This window comes from Kitasatospora sp. NPDC004745 (assembly GCF_042873275.1).
In the GTDB taxonomy this organism is placed as follows: Bacteria; Actinomycetota; Actinomycetes; order Streptomycetales; family Streptomycetaceae; genus Kitasatospora.
In genome coordinates this window covers 66,433-87,092 of record NZ_JBIALK010000008.1, presented here as the reverse complement: position 1 = coordinate 87,092, position 20,660 = coordinate 66,433, and the positions used below count along the sequence as shown (strand labels likewise).

Genomic DNA, 20,660 nt, shown 5'->3' with positions numbered 1-20,660 from the left:
GCACCGCGCCGACCTGCGCAGGACCGCTCGTCACCCTGTTCCGGACGCCCGGGACGGACGGGTCGGTTCCGCTCCCCCGCCGCCCGTTCAGCCCCGCCGGACGGACCGCCAGGCTCCGGGCAGCGCCTCCGCGACCCCGAGCGCCGTCACCGGCGCGCCCGGCTCGCCCGCCGCCTCCCGGCCCGCCAGGCCGTGCAGGTAGGCCGCCGCCGAGGCGGCGTCCAGCGGAGCCAGACCGGCCGCCAGCAGGGAGCCCGCCAGGCCCGCCAGGACGTCCCCGCTGCCAGCGGTGGCCAGCCAGGAGCTGCCGGTCGGGTTGACCCGGACGGCGCCGCCCGGGTCGGCGACCACCGTGGTGGAGCCCTTCAGCAGGACCGTCGCCCGGTAGGCGGCCGCCAGCCGGCGGGCGGTGGCCAGCCGGGTGGCCGCCAGCGCGTCGGCGCTCGGCGGCGCGGTGCCGTCGGCGCCGGCGAGGAGGCGGGCGGCCTCGCCGGTGTGCGGGGTGAGCAGGGTCGGGGCCGTCCGGCCGGCCAGCGCGTCCGGGCCGAGCCGGGCCAGTTCGGTCAGCCCGTCCGCGTCCACCAGCACCGGGACGTCGGCCGCCAGCGCCTCGGCCAGCGCCTGCCGCGCGCCGTCGCCGCCGCCCGGGCCGACCACCCACGCCTGCACCCGGCCCGCGCCGGCCGGTCCGCCCTCGGTGACCAGCGCCTCCGGGAACCGCCGCACCACCTCCTCGGCCGCCGTGCCGACGTACCGGACGGCGCCGGCGCCCCCGCGCAGCGCCCCGGCGACCGCCAGCACGGCCGCGCCCGGGTACGTCGCCGAGCCGGCCGCCACCCCCACGACGCCGCGCCGGTACTTGTCGCTCTCCGCGCCCGGCTGCGGCAGCAGCGCCGCCACGTCCGCGTGCTGCAGGGCCGTCACCTCGGGCTCGGGCGGCTCCAGTCCGATCCCGACCAGCTGGACGGCGCCCGCGTAGGAGGCCCCCGGGTCCACCAGCAGGCCTGGCTTGTAGGTGCCGAAGCAGACCGTGACGTCCGCCCGCAGCGCCACGCCGGGCACCTCGCCGGTGTCGGCGTCCACGCCGCTGGGCAGGTCGACGGCCACCACCGTCCCGCGCCTCCCGGCACGGGCGTAGGGCACGGCCCCGGGGCGCAGCCCGCCGCGGCCCCCGATGCCGACGATGCCGTCCAGCACGAGGTCCGCGCACGAGAAGTCGGCCAGGCCGACTTCCTGATCCACCACCACTCGCCCGCCGGCGGCCCGCACCGCGGCCAGCCCGCCCGCGTGCACCCGCTCCGGCGCGAGCAGCACCGCCGTCACCCGCGCCCCGCGCCGGGCCAGTGCCGCCCCGGCGTACAGGGCGTCACCCCCGTTGTCCCCGCTGCCCGCCAGCACCACCACCCGGCTGCCGTACACCCGCCCGCGGACCCGGGTCAGCAGCCGGGCGCAGGTCGCGGCCAGCCCGGCCGCCGCGCGCTGCATCAGCGTCCCCTCCGGCAGCCGGGCGATCAGCTCGCCCTCGGCGGCCCGGACGACTTCGACGCGATGGGCGTGGCGCATGCGAGGGCTCCTTCAGCGGTCGGCTCCCACCGACGCTAGCCCGCGCCCCCGCCCCGCGGGAGCCCGCCCTGCGGCACACTTTCGAGTGACACCCACATCGATCCCCCGCCCGCGCCGGTTCGCACCCGTAGTTTGTCGCCCGGCACGGACCCACAGGAGGGAGAAGGGCCATGGTCGCCATGCCGGCAATCGAGCACCCGATGGGCGAGGACAACCTCCTCCAGGCGTTCCTGGAGCTGGACACCCCGATGGGCAGCAAGGCCGAGTTCATCGAAGGGGAGATCATCGTGACGCCACCGCCGGACGGAGCCCACGAAACGGCGTTCTCGCTGCTCGCCAGGCAGTTCTTCCGCAAGGCGGCGATCGATCTGGACCTCTCGGGGAACAAGGGTCTGATCGTGTCGCCCAAGAACCGTTTCATTCCCGACGGCACGGTGAGCCCGGTCGGCCACTTCGAGAACGCGGACTCCTGGGCCCCGGCCGGGGGTGTCCTGCTCGTCTTCGAGATCACCTCGACCAACCCGCACAAGGACCGCGAATCCAAGCGCAGGGGCTACGCCACCGCTGAGATCCCCTGCTACCTGCTGATCGACCGCGGCCAGGGCATGGTCACTCTGTTCACCCACCCTCAGGACGGCGACTACGTCACTCGCACCCAGGTCGGGTTCGGCAAGTCGATCGACCTGCCCGCCCCGTTCTCGTTCGCGCTCGACACGGCGCCCCTGCGGTAGGACGCAGCCACCGCAGGGGCGCCGTTGCCGACGAGCGCGTGCTACTCGACGGTGACCGACTTCGCCAGGTTGCGCGGCTGGTCGACCTCGTGGCCCTTGGCCGTGGCCAGCTCGCAGGCGAAGACCTGCAGCGGGACGGTGGAGACCAGCGGCTGCAGCAGCGTCGGGGTGGCCGGGATGCGGATCAGGTGGTCCGCGTACGGGACGACCGCCTCGTCGCCCTCCTCGGCGATGACGATGGTGCGGGCGCCGCGGGCCCGGATCTCCTGGATGTTGGAGACGATCTTGTCGTGCAGGATCGAGCGGCCGCGCGGCGAGGGCACGACCACGACGACCGGCAGGCCCTCCTCGATCAGCGCGATCGGACCGTGCTTGAGCTCGCCCGCCGCGAAGCCCTCGGCGTGCATGTACGCCAGCTCCTTGAGCTTGAGCGCGCCCTCCAGGGCCACCGGGAAGCCGACGTGGCGGCCGAGGAACAGCACCGAGCGGGCGTCGGCCAGGGAGCGGGCCAGCTCGCGCACCGGCTCCATGGTCTCCAGCACCTGCTCCACCTGCTTCGGCGCGTCGCCGAGCTCGCGGATGATGGTGAAGATCTCGTCGCCCCACTTGGTGCCGCGGACCTGGCCCAGGTACAGGGCGACCAGGTAGCAGGCCACCAGCTGGGTCAGGAACGCCTTGGTGGAGGCGACGGCGACCTCGGGGCCGGCGTGCGTGTAGAGCACGGCGTCCGACTCGCGCGGGATGGTGGAGCCGTTGGTGTTGCAGATCGCCAGCACCTTGGCGCCCTGCTCGCGGGCGTGCCGCAGCGCCATCAGCGTGTCCATGGTCTCGCCGGACTGCGAGATGGCGATGACCAGCGTGCCCGGGCCCATGATCGGGTCGCGGTAGCGGAACTCGGACGCGACCTCGACCTCGCAGGGGATGCGGGTCCAGTGCTCGATCGCGTACTTGGCGATCATGCCGGCGTGGAACGCGGTGCCGCAGGCGACGATGACGACCTTGTCGACCGAACGCAGGTCGGCGTCCGAGATGCGCAGCTCGTCGAGGGTGAGCCGGCCGTCGGTGCCGATCCGGCCGAGGAGGGTGTCGGCGACGGCCTTCGGCTGCTCGGCGATCTCCTTGAGCATGAAGTAGTCGTAGCCGCCCTTCTCGGCGGCCGAGGCGTCCCAGTCCACGTGGTACTCGCGCACGTCGGCCGGGGTGCCGTCGAAGTTGGTGACGGTCACGCCCTCCCGGCGCAGCTCGACGACCTGGTCCTGGCCCAGCTCGATCGCCTCGCGGGTGTGCGCGATGAACGCGGCGACGTCGGAGGCGAGGAAGTTCTCGCCCTCGCCGCGCCCGACCACCAGCGGCGAGTTGCGGCGGGCGCCGACGACGACGTCCGGCGCGTCCGCGTGCACGGCCACCAGGGTGAACGCGCCGTCCAGGCGGCGGCAGACCACCCGCATGGCCTCGGCGAGGTCGCCCTGGTAGGCCTCGCCCAGCAGGTGGGCGACGACCTCGGTGTCGGTCTCGGAGCGGAGGGTGTGGCCGCGCTCGGCGATCTCGGCGCGCAGCTGCGCGAAGTTCTCGATGATGCCGTTGTGGACGACGGCGACCCGCAGGTCGTCGTCCAGGTGGGGGTGGGCGTTGGCGTCCGTCGGGCCGCCGTGGGTGGCCCAGCGGGTGTGGCCGATGCCGGTGGTGCCGCCGGGCAGAGGGGTCTCGGCGAGCGACTTCTCCAGGTTGGCGAGCTTGCCGGCCCGCTTGTCGGTGACCAGACTCCACTGCCCGTCGGAGTCCTGCGCCTGCACCGCGACACCGGCCGAGTCGTAGCCCCGGTACTCCAGTCGCTGCAGGCCTGCGATTACTACGTCGAGGGCGGACTGCGCGCCCACGTATCCAACAATTCCGCACATGCGTGCCAGCATAAGGGCGGTTCTGGGGCCCTTTTCCCGCCTTGGGGGAACAGTGCGTGACCGACACCACAACCACCGTGAACGCCGCTACGGCTCACAATGGAGCATGTGCTGACCGAACTCTGTACGCGGGGCGCCACCTCGGCCGGCCCGTCGCCGTCCCCCTACGTGGACCTCAGCCGGGCCGAGTGGAGCGCGCTGCGCGAGCGTACGCCGCTGCCGCTGACCGCCGAGGAGGTGGAGCGGCTGCGCGGACTCGGCACGGCCCTCGACCTGGACGAGGTGCGCGACGTCTACCTGCCGCTGTCCCGGCTGCTCAACCTGTACATCCACGCCACGCACGACCTGCGCGGCGCGCTGGGCACCTTCCTGGACACGCCGGACACCGAGCGCACCCGCACGCCGTTCATCATCGGCGTGGCCGGCTCGGTCGCGGTCGGCAAGTCGACCACCGCCCGTCTGCTGCAGGCCCTGCTCGCCCGCTGGCCCGAGCACCCGCGGGTCGAACTGGTCACCACCGACGGCTTCCTGCTCCCCAACGCCGAGCTGCGCCGCCGCGGCCTGATGGCCCGCAAGGGCTTCCCCGAGTCGTACGACCGCCGGGCGCTGATGCGCTTCGTCGCGGACGTGAAGGCGGGCAAGGACCGCGTCACCGCCCCGGTGTACTCGCACCTGGTGTACGACATCGTGCCGGACGAGCGGCTCACCGTGGAGCGCCCGGACATCCTGATCGTCGAGGGCCTGAACGTCCTGCAGCCGGCGCTGCCCGGCACCGACGGGCGGACCCGGCTGGCGGTGGCCGACTACTTCGACTTCTCGATCTACGTCGACGCCCGCACCGACGACATCGAGCACTGGTACCTGGACCGGTTCCGCAAGCTCCGTCAGACCGCCTTCCAGGACCCGAACTCCTACTTCCGCCGCTTCACCGAGGTGCCGGAGGAGGAGGCGATGGAGTACGGCCGGCAGGTCTGGCGCACCATCAACCGGCCCAACCTGCTGGAGAACGTGCTGCCGACGCGGGGCCGGGCCACCCTGATCCTGCAGAAGGGCTCGGACCACAAGGTCCGCCGGGCACTGCTGCGCAAGCTCTGACGGCCCGCGCCGAGGAGCGCCCGCACCGCGACCAGCCCGAAGGGGCCCCCGCCGACTCGGCGGGGGCCCCTTCGACGTGGGGTGGGACGGGCTCAGCCCAGGTGGGTCCGCACGGCCTCGGCCAGTCGCTGGGCGACGGCCTCCGCCTGCACCGCGTCGGCGGCCTCGACCATGACCCGGACCAGGGGCTCGGTGCCGGACGGGCGCAGCAGCACCCGGCCGGTGGAGCCCAGCTCGGTCTCGGCCTCGGCGACGGCGGCGGCCAGCCCGGTGCTGGTCGCCACCCGGGCCTTGTCGACGCCCTTGACGTTGATCAGCTGCTGCGGCAGCCGGGTCATCACGGCGGCGAGGTCGGCCAGCGGCTGCTTGGTGGCGGCCAGTCGGGCGCCCAGCATGAGGCCGGTCAGGGTGCCGTCGCCGGTGGTGGCGTGGTCGAGCAGGATGACGTGGCCGGACTGCTCGCCGCCCAGCGCGAAGCCGTGCTCCTTCATGGCCTCCAGCACGTAGCGGTCGCCGACGGCGGTCTCCACCAGCTCGATGCCCTCGCGCTGCATCGCCAGCTTGAAGCCCAGGTTGGACATCACGGTGGCGACGGCGGTGTTGCCGCGCAGGGTGCCGGCCTCCTTCATGGCGACGGCCAGGATCGCGATGATCTGGTCGCCGTCCACCTCGTCGCCGTCCGCGTCGGCGGCCAGGCAGCGGTCGGCGTCGCCGTCCAGCGCGATGCCGAGGTCGGCGCGGTGCTCCTTCATGGCGGCGCGCAGCCGGTCCAGGTGGGTGGAGCCGACGCCGTCGTTGATGTTGAGGCCGGTGGGCTCGGCCCCCAGGGTGTGGACGACCTCGGCGCCGGCCCGGGCGAAGGCCTCGGGGGCGACGTAGGCGGCCGCGCCGTGGGCGCCGTCGATGACGACCTTGATGCCGTCGAGGCGGTTGGGCAGCACGCCGATCAGGTGGGCGACGTACTTGTCGAAGCCCTCGGTGTACTCGCGGACCCGGCCGACGGCCGCGCCGGTCGGGCGCTGCCACTCGTCACTGCCGATGGAGTACGTCCGGTAGTGGTTCTCGATCGCGTCCTCGATGCGGTCGTCCAGCTTGTGGCCGCCGCGGGCGAGGAACTTGATGCCGTTGTCGGGCATCGCGTTGTGGCTGGCGGACAGCATCACGCCGAAGTCGGCGCCGAGCGCGCCGGTGAGGTACGCCACGGCCGGGGTGGGCAGGACGCCGACCCGGAGCACGTCGACGCCGGCGCTCGCCAGGCCGGCGATGACGGCGGCCTCCAGGAACTCGCCCGAGGCGCGCGGGTCACGGCCGACCACCGCGACCGGGCGGTGCCCGTCGAAGGCACCGGCCTCGCCCAGCACGTGTGCCGCCGCGACCGACAGCCCGAGCGCCAGCTCGGCCGTCAGGCCCTCGTTCGCCACCCCGCGTACGCCGTCCGTACCGAAGAGTCGTCCCACTGTCCCGTCCTCCATCACCACTGCTCGGAACCCAACCGACCGTCCCCGGCCACCGCACGCCGGCCGGGGAACACGTCGCCCCGGAGTACACGTGGTACTCCGGGGCGACGGTACGCGCAACCAGGGGGGTGCGCCGCCAGGGCGGACCGCACCCCCTGGGACGCGATTAGCGCTTGCTGTACTGCGGCGCCTTGCGGGCCTTCTTGAGACCGGCCTTCTTGCGCTCGACGGCGCGGGCGTCACGGGTCAGGAAGCCGGCCTTCTTCAGCGCGCCGCGGTTGTTGTCCACGTCGGCCTCGTTCAGGGCACGGGCCACGCCGAGGCGCAGCGCGTAGGCCTGGCCGGAGACGCCGCCACCGGTGATGCGGGCGACGACGTCGTAACGGCCGTCAAGCTCGAGGAGCTTGAAGGGCTCGTTCACGGTCTGCTGGTGCACCTTGTTGGGGAAGTAGTTCTCCAGGGTGCGACCGTTGATCTTCCACTGGCCGGTGCCGGGGACGATGCGCACGCGGGCGATCGCCTCCTTGCGACGGCCGAGGCCGGCGCCCGGGGTGGCCTCGCCGAAGCGGCCGGCCAGCGACTCGGAGGTGTAGCTCTCCTCGGAGGTGTACTCGCCCTCGACGTTCTCGTCGAAGTCGACCTCAAGGGTTTCAGTGGTCTCGGCCACGGTGTTCCTCAGCTCTTTTCAGTGTTGGGGGGCTTGGTGGCCGAATTACTGCGCGACCTGGGTGATCTCGAACGGCACCGGCTGCTGGGCAGCGTGGGGGTGCTGGTCGCCCGAGTAGACCTTCAGCTTCGAGAGCATCTGACGGCCCAGGCTGTTCTTGGGGATCATGCCCTTGATGGCCTTCTCGACGGCCTTCTCCGGGTTGTTCGCCAGCAGGTCGTCGTAGCGCACCGAGCGCAGACCGCCCGGGAAGCCCGAGTGGCGGTAGGCCAGCTTCTGGGTCTTCTTGTTACCGGACAGGTGCACCTTGTCGGCGTTGATGATGATGACGAAGTCACCAGTGTCAACGTGCGGCGCGTAGATCGCCTTGTGCTTGCCCCGGAGGAGGTTGGCGGCCTGGGAGGCCAGGCGGCCCAGCACGACGTCGGTCGCGTCGATGACGTGCCACTGACGCTGGACGTCGCCGGGCTTGGGGCTGTACGTACGCACGGTCGTAGCCTTCGCTTTTCAGTGAGTGAGTCCTGACAGGAGCACCTGGTCGGAAGAGCAGCCTGATCACCCTTGGACGCAATTCAAGGGGGACCGCTGGTCGACGACCTGATGTCTCCGGCGTACCGACCTCTCACGTGAGATAGAGCGAGCCAATACGCACATCAAGCGTCCAGGTTACCGGGCGGGCGGGGAGGGGTCAAAAATCGCCGGACCGCGACCGCCCGGAGGCCCTGTCGTCACTCAGCGTTCGCGCTGCACCCGGTTGACGTCCCAGACCGGCTCGGTCGACTCGAAGACCCGGCCGTCCGCCCCGAACACCAGGAAGCGGTCGAAGGTCCTGGCGAACCAGCGGTCGTGGGTCACGCACAGCACGGTGCCCTCGAAGGCCTCCAGCCCGGCCTGCAGCGCCTCGGCGCTCTCCAGGTCCAGGTTGTCGGTCGGCTCGTCGAGCAACAGGGCCGTCACGCCGGAGAGTTCGAGCTTGAGGATCATCAGCCGGGCCTGCTGCCCGCCGGACAGCGACTCGAACTTCTGCTCCTCCTGGCGGTCCAGCTCGTAGCGGCGCAGCGCGCCCATCGCGGCGCCGCGGCTGAGCGCGTGTTCCTCCTCGACGATCGAGCGCACCGTCCGCCCGAACAGCTCGGGGTGGGCGTGGGTCTGCCGGAAGTGGCCGGGGACGACCCGCGCGCCCAGCTTCCAGTCCCCGGTGTGGGCGACCGTGGTGTCGCCGGCCAGCAGCCGCAGCAGGTGCGACTTGCCGGCGCCGTTGGCGCCCAGCACCCCGATCCGCTCGCCGTAGAAGACCTCCAGGTCGAAGGGCTGCATCAGGCCGGTGAGCTCCAGCCGCTCCATGGTGAAGGCGCGCATGCCGGTGCGCCCGCCCTTGAGCCGCATGGTGATGGACTGCTCGCGCGGGGGCTCCTCCGGCCGGCCGGCCTCCTCGAACTTCTTCAGCCGGGTCTGCGCGGCGGCGTAGCGGGTGGCCAGGGCGTGGCTGACCGACGCGGCCTGGCGCAGGGTCACGACCAGCTTCTTGAGCTTGGCGTGTTCCTCGTCCCACCGCCGGCCCAGTTCCTCGAAGCGTGCGAACCGGTCCTTGCGGGCCTCGTGGAAGGAGTCGAAGCCCCCGCCGTGCACCCAGACGCTGCTTCCGGCGGCACCCGACTCGACGCTGATGATCTTCTCCGCGGTGCGGGAGAGCAGCTCGCGGTCGTGTGAGATGTACAACACGGTCTTCGAGGTGGCCTTGATGGCCTCCTCCAACCAGCGCTTGCCGGGGACGTCCAGGTAGTTGTCGGGCTCGTCGAGGAGCAGCACCTCCTCGGGCCCGCGCAGCAGCGTCTCCAGGACGAGCCGCTTCTGCTCACCGCCGGAGAGGGTGTTCAGGCCGCGCCACTGCGCCTTGTCGAAGGGCATGCCGAGGGCCGCCATGGTGCAGACGTCCCAGTCGGTCTCGTAGTCGTAGCCGCCCACGTCGGCCCAGTCGGACAGCGCCTGGGCGTAGGCCATCTGGGTCTTCTCGTCGTCCTGGGCGATCATCGCCAGCTCGGCGGCGTCCACCGCGCGGGCGGCGACGGCGATCCGCTCGGGGGCGACCGACACCAGCAGGTCGCGGACGGAGGCGTCGGCGGGCAGCGCGCCCGGGGTGGCCTGCTGGTCCTCGCGGCCGGTGGTGCCGACGAACTGGCGCATCACGCCGAGCCCGCCGCTGATCGTCACCGAGCCGCCGTGCGGCTGGATGTCCCCCGCGATCATCCGCAGCAGTGTGGTCTTGCCGGCGCCGTTGGCGCCGACCAGCGCGACGGCCGCGCCCTCGCCGACCCGGAAGGACGCGTCGTCGAAAAGCACCCGCCCGTCCGGCAGGTAGTACTCAAGGTGCGAAATCTCGACGTGTCCCATGCGGACGATTGTCCCAAGCCGACGCGCAGGGCCCAAACGGATTACCCGGCGGCGGGCTGTCCGGGCAGCGTGCGCATCCGCCGGGCCTGCCGGTTCCGCTCGGCGAGCAGGTCGTCCGGCGGGTAGCCGACCTCCTCGAGGGTGAGCCCGTACGGCCGGATCACGTTGACCGCGGAGTTGCGCACCCCGCCGGCCAGCACCTCGCCGGGGAACTCCACCGGCCGGTGCCCGTCGCCGACCAGCAGCATCGCGCCGACCAGCGCCCGGACCATGTTGTGGCAGAACGCGTCGGCGCGGACGGTGGCGACCGCGAGGGAGCCCTCCTGGGCTGCGTAGGAGTCCACCGGGACGCGGTCCCAGTGCAGCTCCAGCAGGGTGCGGATGGTGGTGGCGCCCTCGCGCTTCTTGCAGTACGCGGCGAAGTCGTGCTCGCCGAGCAGCAGCTTCGCGGCCTCGTTCATCCGGTCCACGTCCAGCGGCCGGTCGTGCCAGAGCACGTGTCCGCGCAGCAGCGGGTCGACCCCGCCGGGGTGGTCGGCGACCCGGTAGGCGTAGCGGCGCCAGATCGCCGAGAAGCGGGCGTCGAACCCGGCCGGCGCCTCGCCGACCCGGTAGATCCGGACGTCCCCGGGCAGCCGGCCGGCGAGCCGGCGCAGCAGCTTCTCCCGGTGGGCCTCCCAGAGCTCGGCCGGGAGGTCCACGTGGGCGACCTGGCCGCGGGCGTGCACCCCGGCGTCGGTGCGGCCGGCCACGGTGAGCGGGAACAGCTCGGGGCTGCGGGTGACGATCTGCAGCGCGGTCTCGATCTCCTCCTGGACCGTCCGCCGGCCGCCCTTCTGGCGGGCCCAGCCGGAGAACTCGGCGCCCTGGTAGGCCAGGTCGAGCCGGACCCGGACGTACCCGTCGGCCGGACCGTCCTTCACCGGCGGCTGCTCGGCGCAATCGTTGACCACTGCTTCTCACGTCTCCCGGGGGATGAGGAACGGGCCCGCTCCCCCACTGCTGGGGAAACGGGCCCGCGGAACACCTGGAGGTGTCAGGCCTGCTCGGCGGCCTCGGCCTCGTCGGCCTTGGTCTCGACGGCGGCGGCCTCGTCGGCCTCCTTGACGGCACGCTTGGTGGCGGCCTCGGCCTCGCCGACCGCGTTCTGCGCGACGGTCAGCGCCTCGACCAGCTCGATCACGGCCATCGGGGCGTTGTCGCCACGACGGGGACCGATCTTGGTGATGCGGGTGTAGCCACCCGGGCGGTTCTCGTAGCGCGGCGCGATCTCGGTGAAGAGGGTGTGCAGCACCGAGATGTCGGTGATCGTCTTGCGCACCAGGCGACGGTTGTGGATGTCGCCCTTCTTCGCCTTGGTGATCAGCTTCTCCGCCAGCGGGCGCATCCGACGGGCCTTGGCCTCGGTCGTGGTGATGCGGCCGTACTGGAACAGCTCCCGGCACAGACCGGCGAGCAGCAGCGGCTCGTGGTGCGGGCCGCCGCCGAGGCGGGCACCCTTGGTGGGACGCGGCATGGAATTACTCCTCGAATCTCCGACTGCGGCCGTACCAGGTACCGCAGCGGGCGTACGGGCACGGTGCCCGCACGACTTTCACGACGACGGAGGCGGTTCCGGCAGGAACCGCCCCCGCGGTCAAGTCTTTCAGTACTGCTCGGTCTCCGCGTAACCCGCGTCGTCCAGGTCGTCCGCGCCGAAGGCGTCGGCGGCGGCGGTCGGGTCGAACCCGGGCGGGCTGTCCTTGAGGGCCAGGCCCATGCCGGCCAGCTTCGCCTTGACCTCGTCGATCGACTTCGCACCGAAGTTGCGGATGTCGAGCAGGTCGGCCTCGGAGCGGGCGACGAGCTCACCCACGGTGTGGATGCCCTCGCGCTTGAGGCAGTTGTAGGAGCGGACGGTGAGTTCCAGCTCCTCGATCGGCAGCGCCAGGTCGGCGGCCAGGGCGGCGTCCGTCGGGGACGGGCCCATGTCGATGCCCTCGGCGTCGATGTTCAGCTCGCGGGCGAGGCCGAACAGCTCCACCAGGGTCTTGCCGGCCGAGGCCATGGCGTCGCGCGGACGCATGGCGGGCTTGGTCTCGACGTCGACGATCAGCTTGTCGAAGTCGGTCCGCTGCTCGACACGGGTGGCCTCGACCTTGTAGGTGACCTTCAGCACGGGGCTGTAGATCGAGTCGACCGGGATGCGGCCGATCTCCTGGCCGGAGGCCTTGTTCTGGACGGCGGAGACGTAGCCGCGACCGCGCTCGACGGTCAGCTCCATCTCCAGCTTGCCCTTGCCGTTGAGGGTCGCGAGGACCAGCTCCGGGTTGTGCACCTCGACACCCGCCGGCGGGGCGATGTCGGCGGCGGTGACGACACCCGGGCCCTGCTTGCGCAGGTACATCACGACCGGCTCGTCGTGCTCCGAGGAGACGACCAGCTGCTTGATGTTGAGGATGAGGTCGGTCACGTCCTCCTTGACGCCCGGCACGGTGGTGAACTCGTGCAGGACGCCGTCGATGCGGATGCTGGTGACAGCGGCACCCGGGATCGACGACAGGAGCGTGCGGCGCAGGGAGTTGCCGAGGGTGTAGCCGAAGCCCGGCTCCAGCGGCTCGATCACGAACCGCGAGCGGAACTCGTCGACGACCTCTTCGGTCAGCGACGGACGCTGAGCGATAAGCATGGGGGATGTTCCTCCAGTTGTCTTCGGCACCCACTATTTGATGCCGACAGGACCAAGCGTACGGGCTCCCGCGGAGAACGGGAGCCCGTACGAGGTTTCAAAGCAAACCCAGCGTGCCCGAAGGCGCTGCGTCAGACGCGGCGGCGCTTCGGCGGACGGCAGCCGTTGTGCGGGGTGGGGGTGACGTCCTGGATCGAGCCGACCTCGAGGCCGGTGGCCTGGAGCGAACGGATCGCGGTCTCACGGCCGGAGCCCGGACCCTTGACGAAGACGTCGACCTTGCGCATGCCGTGCTCCTGCGCGCGACGGGCAGCGGCCTCGGCGGCCATCTGCGCGGCGAACGGGGTGGACTTGCGCGAGCCCTTGAAGCCGACGTGGCCGGCGGAGGCCCAGGAGATCACGTTGCCCGCGGGGTCGGTGATCGAAACGATGGTGTTGTTGAACGTGCTCTTGATGTGCGCGTGGCCGTGAGCGACGTTCTTCTTTTCCTTGCGGCGGATCTTCTTCGCGCCGGCAGCCTGACGACCCTTGGGGGGCATAAGTCTGTTCTCCTACTGAGGTGGTCGGTCCGCTGACCCGCGGGCCGGAGGGATGTCCGGTTACGGGACGGACTACTTCTTGCCCGGCTTCTTCTTACCGGCGATCGCGCGACGCGGGCCCTTGCGGGTACGCGCGTTGGTGTGGGTGCGCTGGCCGCGGACCGGCAGGCCACGGCGGTGACGCAGACCCTCGTAGCAGCCGATCTCGACCTTGCGGCGGATGTCGGCGGCCACCTCACGGCGGAGGTCACCCTCGACCGTGTAGTTGGCGTCGATGTACTGGCTCAGCTTGACCAGGTCTTCCTCGGAGATGTCGCGAACGCGGACATCCGGGTTGACGCCGGTCTCGGCGAGGGTCTGCTGGGCGCGGGTACGGCCGATGCCGTACACGTAGGTGAGGGCGATCTCGATCCGCTTCTCACGGGGGAGATCAACGCCGGCGAGGCGTGCCATTCAAGGCTCCTGTGGTTCTTCAGAGGTCTTGCGTGCTACCTACTCCTTCATCTCTCGATGAGGGAGCCCCGGCCTCTGACCGGGGGCGGCAGTCCGTCCTTTCCCAAGGTCGGATCGGGTAGCCCGCTTATGACGTTTTCGCGTCGCGCGAAGTACTACGAGAAATGCTGGGGAGAGATCAGCCCTGGCGCTGCTTGTGGCGCAGGTTGTCGCAGATCACCATGACCCGACCGTGACGGCGGATCACCTTGCACTTGTCGCAGATCTTCTTGACGCTCGGCTTGACCTTCATGTTTCAGGTTCTCCGGGTCTAGATCTGACGTTCTTACTTGTAGCGGTAGACGATCCGTCCGCGCGTGAGGTCGTAGGGGCTGAGCTCCACGACGACCCGGTCGTCCGGCAGGATGCGGATGTAGTGCATGCGCATCTTGCCACTGATGTGCGCGAGGACCTTGTGACCGTTCTGCAGCTCGACCTTGAACATCGCGTTCGGAAGAGACTCGATCACGGTGCCCTCGATCTCAATGGCGCCTTGCTTCTTAGCCATGAACTGCGAGATCCACCTTCCGGGACCGGCTACCGTATGCGGAACGCTCGTGCGAACCTGGGTTCACCCCGCCCCCGAGGGGAAGAGGGCGTGCTGAAGCACGCTACGAGTGAGCCGACGGTCCATCCTACGCCAGCGCGTCCGGTGGGCCAAAACGGAGGCCCCGGAAGGCGGTGACCGTCACACCCCGGTCGGAACGGCCAGCGGCTCGACGTGCGCGGTGCAGGCCGAGCAGCGCCGGGCGGCCTGCGGGATCTCGGTCAGGCACTCCGGGCAGGGGCGCTTCGGAGCCTTCGGCTTCTTCGGCAGGTAGCGCGCGGTGGCCTTGGTGACCGGCAGGACGACGCAGAAGTAGAGCACCGCGGCGGTCATCACGAAGGCGATCAGCACGTTGAGGAACTGGCCGTAGGGGAAGGTCACTCCGGCCACGGTCGCCTTGTAGGAGCTGAAGTCGCCGGCCGCGCCGACCACGACGCCGACCAGCGGGGTGAGGAACGCGGAGACGAAGCCGGTCACCACCCCCGTGAACGCGGCGCCGATGACCACACCGACGGCCATGTCGACGACGTTGCCGCGCATCATGAAGTCGCGGAATCCCTTGAGCACTGCTGTCTCCTGCTCGATCGATGCTGCTGAAGCAACTGCCAGCCGATAAAAATAGGACAAAAGCCCTGGAGGTCCAAACCTCCAGGGCTCCGCTCCCCCGTCAGCGACGGGAACCGGCCGCCGGCCCGCGACCGGGCGGCCGGGACGCGCCTCAGCCGAGCGGGTCCGGCGCGGCGGTGACGCCCAGCTTCGCGAGCTCGGCCCGGCCGCCGTCGAAGGCGGTCAGGACCAGCGGGCCCTGCTCGGTGACGGCCACCGAGTGCTCCCAGTGCGAGGCCCAGGTGCCGTCGTTGGTGACGACCGTCCACTCGTCGTCCAGCACCGCGGTGTGCGGGGTGCCCAGCGAGACCATCGGCTCGATCGCCAGCACCGTGCCGGGGACGAGCTTCGGGCCCTTGCCGCGGCCGCGCTCCACGTAGTTCAGCACGTGCGGCTCCATGTGCATCGCGGTGCCGATGCCGTGGCCGCCGTAGCCCTCGGTGATGCCCCACTTGCCCTTCGGCGGCAGCGGCTGGCGCCGGATGAAGCCCTCGATCGCCTTGGAGACGTCGACCAGGCGGTTGGTCTTCTTCATCTGCGCGATGCCGGCCCACATCGAGCCCTCGGTCACCCGGCTCAGCATCTCGACCTCGGGGCGGACCTCGCCGACCGCGACGGTGATCGCCGCGTCGCCGTGCCAGCCGTCCAGGATGGCCCCGCAGTCGATCGAGATGAGGTCGCCCTCCTGGAGCACCCGCTCGCCGGGGATGCCGTGCACGACCTCGTTGTTCACCGAGGCGCAGATCACCCCGGGGAACCAGAGGCCGCCGTGGTGGGCGCGGAAGTTCGAGGTGGCGCCGTGGTCGGTGATGACCTTGTCCGCGACGTCGTTGAGCTCCTGGGTGGTCACCCCCGGAGCGACCGCCTCGCGGCAGGCCTTGAGGGCCTCGGCGACGACCAGCCCGGCCGCTCGCATCTTCGCGATCTGCTCGGGGGTCTTGATCTCCACCATCTGGTCACGCCTTCCAAGTCCGGATTACCACTGCTACCACCGTACGACGCCGAAAACGGCCGGGCCGCCCGCTCAAGGGGCGACCCGGCCGTACGTACGTCGCTGAGAGAACTCAGCCCTGCTGCTTCAGCGCCTCGATCGCGCGCTGGGTGACCTCGTCCACCTTGCCGAGGGCCGGGATCGTCGCGACCAGGCCCTGCTGGGCGTAGTAGTCGATGATCGGCTCGGTCTCCGTGTGGTAGACCTCCAGGCGGGTGCGCACCTTGTCCTCGGTGTCGTCCGAGCGCTGGTACAGCTCGCCGCCGCACTCGTCGCAGACGCCGTCGGCCTTCGGCGGGTTGTAGTCCACGTGGAAGACGTGGCCGCCGTCGTTGCGGCACAGCCGGCGGCCGGCGATCCGGCGGACGACCTCGTCCTCGGGGACCTCCAGGTCCAGCACGCCGTCCAGGACGATGCCCTGCTCGGCGAGGAACTCGTCCAGCGCCTTGGCCTGGCCCAGGTTGCGGGGGAAGCCGTCGAGCAGGAAGCCGTTGGCGGCGTCCTCCTGGAGCATGCGGTCCTTGGCCATCCCGATGGTGACCTCGTCCGGAACCAGCCGGCCCGCGTCCATGTAGCTCTTGGCCTCGAGCCCCAGCGGGGTGCCCTGGCCGATGTTGGCGCGGAAGAGGTCGCCGGTGGAGATGTGGGGAATGGACAGGGTCTTGGCGAGCAGGTGCGCCTGAGTACCCTTCCCGGCCCCGGGAGGACCAACGAGGACGATACGCATCAGCGGAGGAACCCTTCGTAATTGCGCTGCTGGAGCTGGCTCTCGATCTGCTTCACAGTTTCGAGTCCGACGCCGACGACGATGAGCACGCTGGTGCCGCCGAACGGGAAGTTGGTCTGCTGTCCGAAGGCGACCAGGGCGATCATCGGGATCAACGCGATCAGGCCCAGGTAGAGCGAACCCGGCCACGTGATTCGGGTCAGCACGTAGTTCAGGTACTCGGCCGTCGGTCGGCCGGCCCGGATGCCCGGGATGAACCCACCATACTTCTTCATATTGTCGGCAACTTCTTCGGGGTTGAAGGAGATGGCGACGTAGAAGAAGGCGAAGAAGACGATCAGCAGGAAGTAGGTGGCCATGTAGATCGGGTGGTCACCCTTGACGAAGTTCGTCCGGATCCACGTGGCCCAGCCGGCCTGGCTGTTGGTCAGCTGGACGACCAGGGCGGGGATGTACAGCAGCGACGAGGCGAAGATGACCGGGATGACACCGGCCTGGTTCACCTTGAGCGGGATGTACGTCGAGGTGCCGCCGAACGCCCGGCGGCCGATCATCCGCTTCGCGTACTGCACCGGGATCCGGCGCTGGGCCTGCTCGACGAAGATGACCAGGCTCACAACGATGATGCCGACCGCGACCACGGACAGGAACTCGACCCAGCCGCCGCCGATGGTGCCGGACTGCTTGATCGCCCACATCGAGGACGGGAACTGCGCCGCGATCGAGGTGAAGATCAGCAGCGACATGCCGTTGCCGATGCCGCGGTCGGTGATCAGCTCGCCCAGCCACATGATGACCGTGGTGCCGGCCGTCATCGTGATCACCATGACCGCGATCCGGAACACGCTGGTGTCCGGGACGATCTGGTTGTTCACGGGGCAGCCGGAGAAGAGCGCGCCGCTGGAGGCCGTCGCCACGATGCCGGTGCCCTGGAGCACGGCGAGCGCGATGGTCAGGTAGCGGGTGTACTGGGTGATCTTCGCCTGGCCGGCCTGGCCCTCCTTCTTCAGCGCCTCGAGCCGCGGGATCACGACGGTGAGGAGCTGGAGGATGATGCTCGCGGTGATGTACGGCATGATGCCGAGCGCGAAGATCGTCAGCTGGAGGAGCGCGCCGCCGCTGAACAGGTTGACGAGTCCGAAGAGGCCGGTGTTCTTGGCTTCCTTCACACACTCGTTCACGGCCGTGAAGCTCACGCCGGGGATCGGGATGTGCGAGCCCAGCCGGAACAGCACCATGATGCCCAGCGTGAACAGCAGCTTCTTGCGCAGGTCGGGCGTCTGGAACGCCCGCGCGAACGCACTGAGCACGGTGCCTCCTGCGCCTCCCGCACGTCGTCGGCGGGAGGGTCGGTCCTGAATGGGGAGTTTGCGGGTCGGGCTCCCGTACAGACGGCACAGGCGAGCCTACGCGCAGCCTACAAGGGAACTCCACGGACTCTAACAGTGCGCAGCCACTCGAAAGAAGCGCGTACCGCCCCTCCCCCACTCACGGGGTACGGGATGCCCGGTTTTGCCACACAAAAGAACGAGGGCCCCGGAAGAAGGAATCCCCGGGAAAAAGAACGAGCCCCGCACCTCCCGAAGGAGATGCGGGGCTCGCATCAGGTCAGCGCGCTCAGACGAGCTCGGTGACGGTACCGCCGGCGGCGGTGATCTTCTCGGCGGCGGAGCCGGAGACGGCGTCGACCGTCACCTGCAGCGCGACCGAGATCTCGCCGGTGCCGAGCACCTTGACGAGGGAGTTCTTACGAACCGCGCCCTTGGCGACCAGGTCCTCGACGGTGACCTCTCCACCCTGCGGGTAGAGCTCGGCCAGCTTGTCGAGGTTGACGACCTGGAACGTGATCTTGAACGGGTTCTTGAAGCCCTTCAGCTTCGGCAGGCGCATGTGGAGGGGCATCTGGCCACCCTCGAAGCGCTGCGGAACCTGGTAGCGGGCCTTGGTGCCCTTGGTGCCACGACCGGCGGTCTTACCCTTGGAGCCCTCACCACGACCCACGCGGATCTTCTCGGTCTTGGCACCCGGGGCGGGACGCAGGTTGTGGATCTTGATCGGGTTGTCGCCCATGATCAGTCCACCTCCTCAACCGTCACCAGGTGACGGACCGTCTGGGCCATCCCGCGGATCTCGGGACGGTCCTCCTTCACCACGACGTCGTGCATGCGCTTGAGACCAAGCGAACGCAGGGTGTCACGGTGATTCTGCTTGCTGCCGATGTACGACTTGGTCTGCGTGATCTTCAGGCGAGCCATCAGGCGCTCACCCCTGCAGCGCGGGCCCGCAGCAGCGCGGCCGGGGCCACGTCCTCCAGCGGGAGGCCACGACGGGCGGCGATCTCCTCGGGGCGCACGAGGCCCTTCAGAGCGGCCACCGTGGCGTGCACGATGTTGATCGCGTTGTCCGAGCCGAGCGACTTCGACAGGATGTCGTGGATGCCGGCGCACTCCAGGACGGCGCGCACCGGACCACCGGCGATAACACCGGTACCGGGGGCGGCGGGCTTCAGCAGCACGACGCCGGCGGCCTTCTCACCCTGGATGGGGTGCGGAATGGTGCCCTGGATACGGGGGACCTTGAAGAAGTTCTTCTTGGCCTCCTCAACACCCTTGGCGATGGCGGCCGGAACCTCCTTCGCCTTCCCGTAACCAACACCCACGGTGCCCTCGCCATCGCCCACCACGACCAGCGCGGTGAAGGAGAAGCGACGACCACCCTTGACAACCTTGGCGACACGGTTGATCGCGACGACGCGCTCGACGTAAGCGGTCTTCTCGACGGCGGGGGCGTTGCCCCGGTCGTCACGCTTACGGTCGCGCCGCTCGCCACCGGTGCCGCCGCCGGCGCCGCTACCGCGGCGCTGGGGTCCAGCCATTGGAATTACCTCTCTCGATTACGTCCGCCGACAGAGTCGACGAGCGGCTTAGAAGTCGAGCCCGGCCTCACGGGCCGCGTCCGCCAGGGCGGCGATGCGGCCGGCGTACCGGTTGCCCGCGCGGTCGAACACGACCGCCTCGATGCCGGCGGCCTTGGCGCGCTCGGCGACCAGGCTCCCGACCTTCTTGGCCAGCTCGGTCTTGTCGCCCTCGGCGCCCTTGATGGACACGTCGAGGGTGGACGCCGACGCCAGGGTGTGACCCTTGGCGTCGTCGATGACCTGGGCGACCATGTGACGGTTCGAGCGCGTCACAACGAGACGCGGACGCACCTCGGTGCCGACGACGCGCTTGCGAACGCGGATCGCGCGGCGCTTGCGAGCGGCGCTCTTGTAGGCGTTGCCCTTGCCGATCTTGACAGAGACGCTCATCGCTTACTTACCACTCTTTCCGACCTTGCGGCGGATGACCTCGCCCGCGTACTTGACGCCCTTGGCCTTGTACGGGTCGGGCTTGCGCAGCTTGCGGATCTTCGCGGCGACCTCGCCGACCTTCTGCTTGTCGATGCCGTCCACGTGGAACTTGGTGGGCGACTCGACGACGAAGGAGATGCCCTCCGGCGCGGGGACCAGGATGGGGTGGCTGTAGCCGAGCTGGAACTCCATGTCGGAGCCCTTCGCAGCGACTCGGTAGCCGACACCGCTGATCTCCAGCGACTTGCGGTAGCCCGCGGTCACGCCGGTGATCATGTTCGCCACCAGCGTGCGGGTCAGGCCGTGCAGGGCCTTCGAGCGACGCTCGTCGTTCGGGCGGGTGACGAGCACGATGCCGTCCTCGCCCTTGCCGATCTCGATCGGCTCGGCGACGACGTGGGTGAGGGTGCCCTTGGGGCCCTTCACCGAGACCGCCTGGCCATCGATGGTGACGTCCACGCCAGCGGGGACCTGGATGGGCAGCCGTCCAATGCGCGACATTGCTGTACCTCCGTTTCCCGAATTACCAGACGTAGGCGAGAACTTCTCCGCCTACGCCCTTCTTGGCGGCCTGCTTGTCGGTCAGGAGGCCGGACGACGTGGAGATGATGGCCACGCCCAGGCCGCCGAGAACCTTCGGCAGGTTGGTGGACTTTGCGTAAACGCGCAGACCCGGCTTGCTGATCCGCTTGATGCCGGCGATCGAGCGCTCACGGTTGGGGCCGAACTTGAGCTCGATGGTCAGCTTCTTGCCGACCTCGCCCTCGACGGGCTCCTCAACCTTGTAGGAGGAGATGTACCCCTCCTGCTGCAGGATCTGGGCGACGTGCGCCTTGATCTTGCTGGCCGGCATCGCCACGGAGTCGTGGTACGCCGAGTTCGCGTTACGCAGACGCGTGAGCATGTCTGCGATGGGGTCGGTCATGGTCATGATGGCCT

The 20,660-nt window shown here is 70.0% G+C and carries 25 protein-coding genes; 2 read left to right on the top strand and 23 right to left on the bottom strand.

What is annotated here, in order from left to right; genetic code table 11:
* Window positions 1-87: 87 nt before the first annotated feature.
* The gene (locus tag ACFYUY_RS16480) at window positions 88-1,563 is read right to left on the bottom strand and encodes an NAD(P)H-hydrate dehydratase (RefSeq protein ID WP_387901137.1); all 1,476 of its coding nucleotides are present in this window, start codon (window positions 1,561-1,563) and stop codon (window positions 88-90) included.
* A 170-nt stretch (window positions 1,564-1,733) separates the two neighbouring features.
* Between ACFYUY_RS16480 and ACFYUY_RS16475 the strand changes: the two genes are divergently transcribed.
* Entirely contained in the window at window positions 1,734-2,294 is a 561-nt protein-coding gene (locus ACFYUY_RS16475; RefSeq protein ID WP_360209058.1) for a Uma2 family endonuclease, read from the top strand.
* Window positions 2,295-2,335: 41 nt separating this feature from the next.
* On the opposite strand, the gene glmS is transcribed toward ACFYUY_RS16475, so the two are convergent.
* The gene (gene glmS / locus ACFYUY_RS16470; protein ID WP_360209060.1) at window positions 2,336-4,192 is read right to left on the bottom strand and encodes a glutamine--fructose-6-phosphate transaminase (isomerizing); all 1,857 of its coding nucleotides are present in this window, start codon (window positions 4,190-4,192) and stop codon (window positions 2,336-2,338) included.
* Window positions 4,193-4,291: 99 nt separating this feature from the next.
* On the opposite strand from glmS, the gene coaA reads away from it, so the two are divergent.
* Entirely contained in the window at window positions 4,292-5,287 is a 996-nt protein-coding gene (coaA, locus tag ACFYUY_RS16465; protein ID WP_360209062.1) for a type I pantothenate kinase, read from the top strand.
* A gap of 92 nt (window positions 5,288-5,379) precedes the next feature.
* On the opposite strand, the gene glmM is transcribed toward coaA, so the two are convergent.
* The 21 genes from glmM to rpsH all read right to left on the bottom strand — a co-directional run bounded on the left by glmM (window position 5,380) and on the right by rpsH (window position 20,652).
* Window positions 5,380-6,744 (bottom strand): phosphoglucosamine mutase, encoded by a 1,365-nt coding sequence (glmM, locus tag ACFYUY_RS16460; protein WP_360209064.1) that lies wholly within the window; start codon window positions 6,742-6,744, stop codon window positions 5,380-5,382.
* Window positions 6,745-6,910: 166 nt separating this feature from the next.
* Window positions 6,911-7,411: a 30S ribosomal protein S9 gene (gene rpsI / locus ACFYUY_RS16455; RefSeq protein WP_360209067.1), complete on the bottom strand. Its 501-nt coding sequence runs from the start codon at window positions 7,409-7,411 to the stop codon at window positions 6,911-6,913.
* Between the two features lie 45 nt (window positions 7,412-7,456).
* Window positions 7,457-7,900: a 50S ribosomal protein L13 gene (gene rplM / locus ACFYUY_RS16450; protein WP_030055846.1), complete on the bottom strand. Its 444-nt coding sequence runs from the start codon at window positions 7,898-7,900 to the stop codon at window positions 7,457-7,459.
* A gap of 243 nt (window positions 7,901-8,143) precedes the next feature.
* The gene (locus ACFYUY_RS16445) at window positions 8,144-9,802 is read right to left on the bottom strand and encodes an ATP-binding cassette domain-containing protein (protein WP_360209070.1); all 1,659 of its coding nucleotides are present in this window, start codon (window positions 9,800-9,802) and stop codon (window positions 8,144-8,146) included.
* 41 nt (window positions 9,803-9,843) lie between these two features.
* Window positions 9,844-10,725, bottom strand: coding sequence for a tRNA pseudouridine(38-40) synthase TruA (gene truA, locus ACFYUY_RS16440; protein WP_360209073.1), 882 nt, complete (start codon window positions 10,723-10,725; stop codon window positions 9,844-9,846).
* Between the two features lie 113 nt (window positions 10,726-10,838).
* Window positions 10,839-11,318 (bottom strand): 50S ribosomal protein L17, encoded by a 480-nt coding sequence (gene rplQ, locus ACFYUY_RS16435; RefSeq protein WP_360209075.1) that lies wholly within the window; start codon window positions 11,316-11,318, stop codon window positions 10,839-10,841.
* A 129-nt stretch (window positions 11,319-11,447) separates the two neighbouring features.
* Complete coding sequence (locus ACFYUY_RS16430) at window positions 11,448-12,470, bottom strand: DNA-directed RNA polymerase subunit alpha (protein ID WP_030055844.1); 1,023 nt, start codon at window positions 12,468-12,470, stop codon at window positions 11,448-11,450.
* A gap of 131 nt (window positions 12,471-12,601) precedes the next feature.
* Window positions 12,602-13,009, bottom strand: a complete 408-nt coding sequence (gene rpsK, locus ACFYUY_RS16425; RefSeq protein ID WP_030232513.1) for a 30S ribosomal protein S11 — start codon at window positions 13,007-13,009, stop codon at window positions 12,602-12,604.
* A gap of 72 nt (window positions 13,010-13,081) precedes the next feature.
* Window positions 13,082-13,462 carry a 30S ribosomal protein S13 gene (gene rpsM / locus ACFYUY_RS16420; protein ID WP_097237495.1) on the bottom strand — a complete coding sequence of 127 codons (381 nt, stop codon included), beginning with the start codon at window positions 13,460-13,462 and terminating at the stop codon, window positions 13,082-13,084.
* A gap of 178 nt (window positions 13,463-13,640) precedes the next feature.
* Entirely contained in the window at window positions 13,641-13,754 is a 114-nt protein-coding gene (gene rpmJ / locus ACFYUY_RS16415) for a 50S ribosomal protein L36 (protein ID WP_003956441.1), read from the bottom strand.
* 33 nt (window positions 13,755-13,787) lie between these two features.
* Window positions 13,788-14,009, bottom strand: a complete 222-nt coding sequence (gene infA / locus ACFYUY_RS16410) for a translation initiation factor IF-1 (RefSeq protein ID WP_003956442.1) — start codon at window positions 14,007-14,009, stop codon at window positions 13,788-13,790.
* 180 nt (window positions 14,010-14,189) lie between these two features.
* Entirely contained in the window at window positions 14,190-14,615 is a 426-nt protein-coding gene (mscL, locus tag ACFYUY_RS16405; protein WP_360209077.1) for a large conductance mechanosensitive channel protein MscL, read from the bottom strand.
* A 151-nt stretch (window positions 14,616-14,766) separates the two neighbouring features.
* The gene (gene map, locus ACFYUY_RS16400; RefSeq protein WP_360209079.1) at window positions 14,767-15,606 is read right to left on the bottom strand and encodes a type I methionyl aminopeptidase; all 840 of its coding nucleotides are present in this window, start codon (window positions 15,604-15,606) and stop codon (window positions 14,767-14,769) included.
* A 112-nt stretch (window positions 15,607-15,718) separates the two neighbouring features.
* Window positions 15,719-16,372, bottom strand: coding sequence for an adenylate kinase (locus tag ACFYUY_RS16395; protein ID WP_360209081.1), 654 nt, complete (start codon window positions 16,370-16,372; stop codon window positions 15,719-15,721).
* Window positions 16,372-17,682, bottom strand: a complete 1,311-nt coding sequence (secY, locus tag ACFYUY_RS16390) for a preprotein translocase subunit SecY (RefSeq protein WP_360209084.1) — start codon at window positions 17,680-17,682, stop codon at window positions 16,372-16,374. Before secY ends, ACFYUY_RS16395 begins: the two co-directional genes overlap by 1 nt.
* A 307-nt stretch (window positions 17,683-17,989) precedes the next feature.
* Window positions 17,990-18,442 carry a 50S ribosomal protein L15 gene (rplO, locus tag ACFYUY_RS16385; protein WP_380234346.1) on the bottom strand — a complete coding sequence of 151 codons (453 nt, stop codon included), beginning with the start codon at window positions 18,440-18,442 and terminating at the stop codon, window positions 17,990-17,992.
* 2 nt (window positions 18,443-18,444) lie between these two features.
* Entirely contained in the window at window positions 18,445-18,627 is a 183-nt protein-coding gene (rpmD, locus tag ACFYUY_RS16380) for a 50S ribosomal protein L30 (RefSeq protein WP_030251557.1), read from the bottom strand.
* Window positions 18,627-19,247, bottom strand: a complete 621-nt coding sequence (gene rpsE / locus ACFYUY_RS16375; protein ID WP_350573992.1) for a 30S ribosomal protein S5 — start codon at window positions 19,245-19,247, stop codon at window positions 18,627-18,629. Before rpsE ends, rpmD begins: the two co-directional genes overlap by 1 nt.
* A 48-nt stretch (window positions 19,248-19,295) precedes the next feature.
* Window positions 19,296-19,679: a 50S ribosomal protein L18 gene (gene rplR, locus ACFYUY_RS16370; RefSeq protein WP_030232494.1), complete on the bottom strand. Its 384-nt coding sequence runs from the start codon at window positions 19,677-19,679 to the stop codon at window positions 19,296-19,298.
* A gap of 3 nt (window positions 19,680-19,682) precedes the next feature.
* Complete coding sequence (gene rplF / locus ACFYUY_RS16365) at window positions 19,683-20,222, bottom strand: 50S ribosomal protein L6 (protein ID WP_360209088.1); 540 nt, start codon at window positions 20,220-20,222, stop codon at window positions 19,683-19,685.
* A 22-nt stretch (window positions 20,223-20,244) separates the two neighbouring features.
* Entirely contained in the window at window positions 20,245-20,652 is a 408-nt protein-coding gene (gene rpsH, locus ACFYUY_RS16360) for a 30S ribosomal protein S8 (protein ID WP_031063036.1), read from the bottom strand.
* Between the last annotated feature and the right edge of the window lie 8 nt (window positions 20,653-20,660).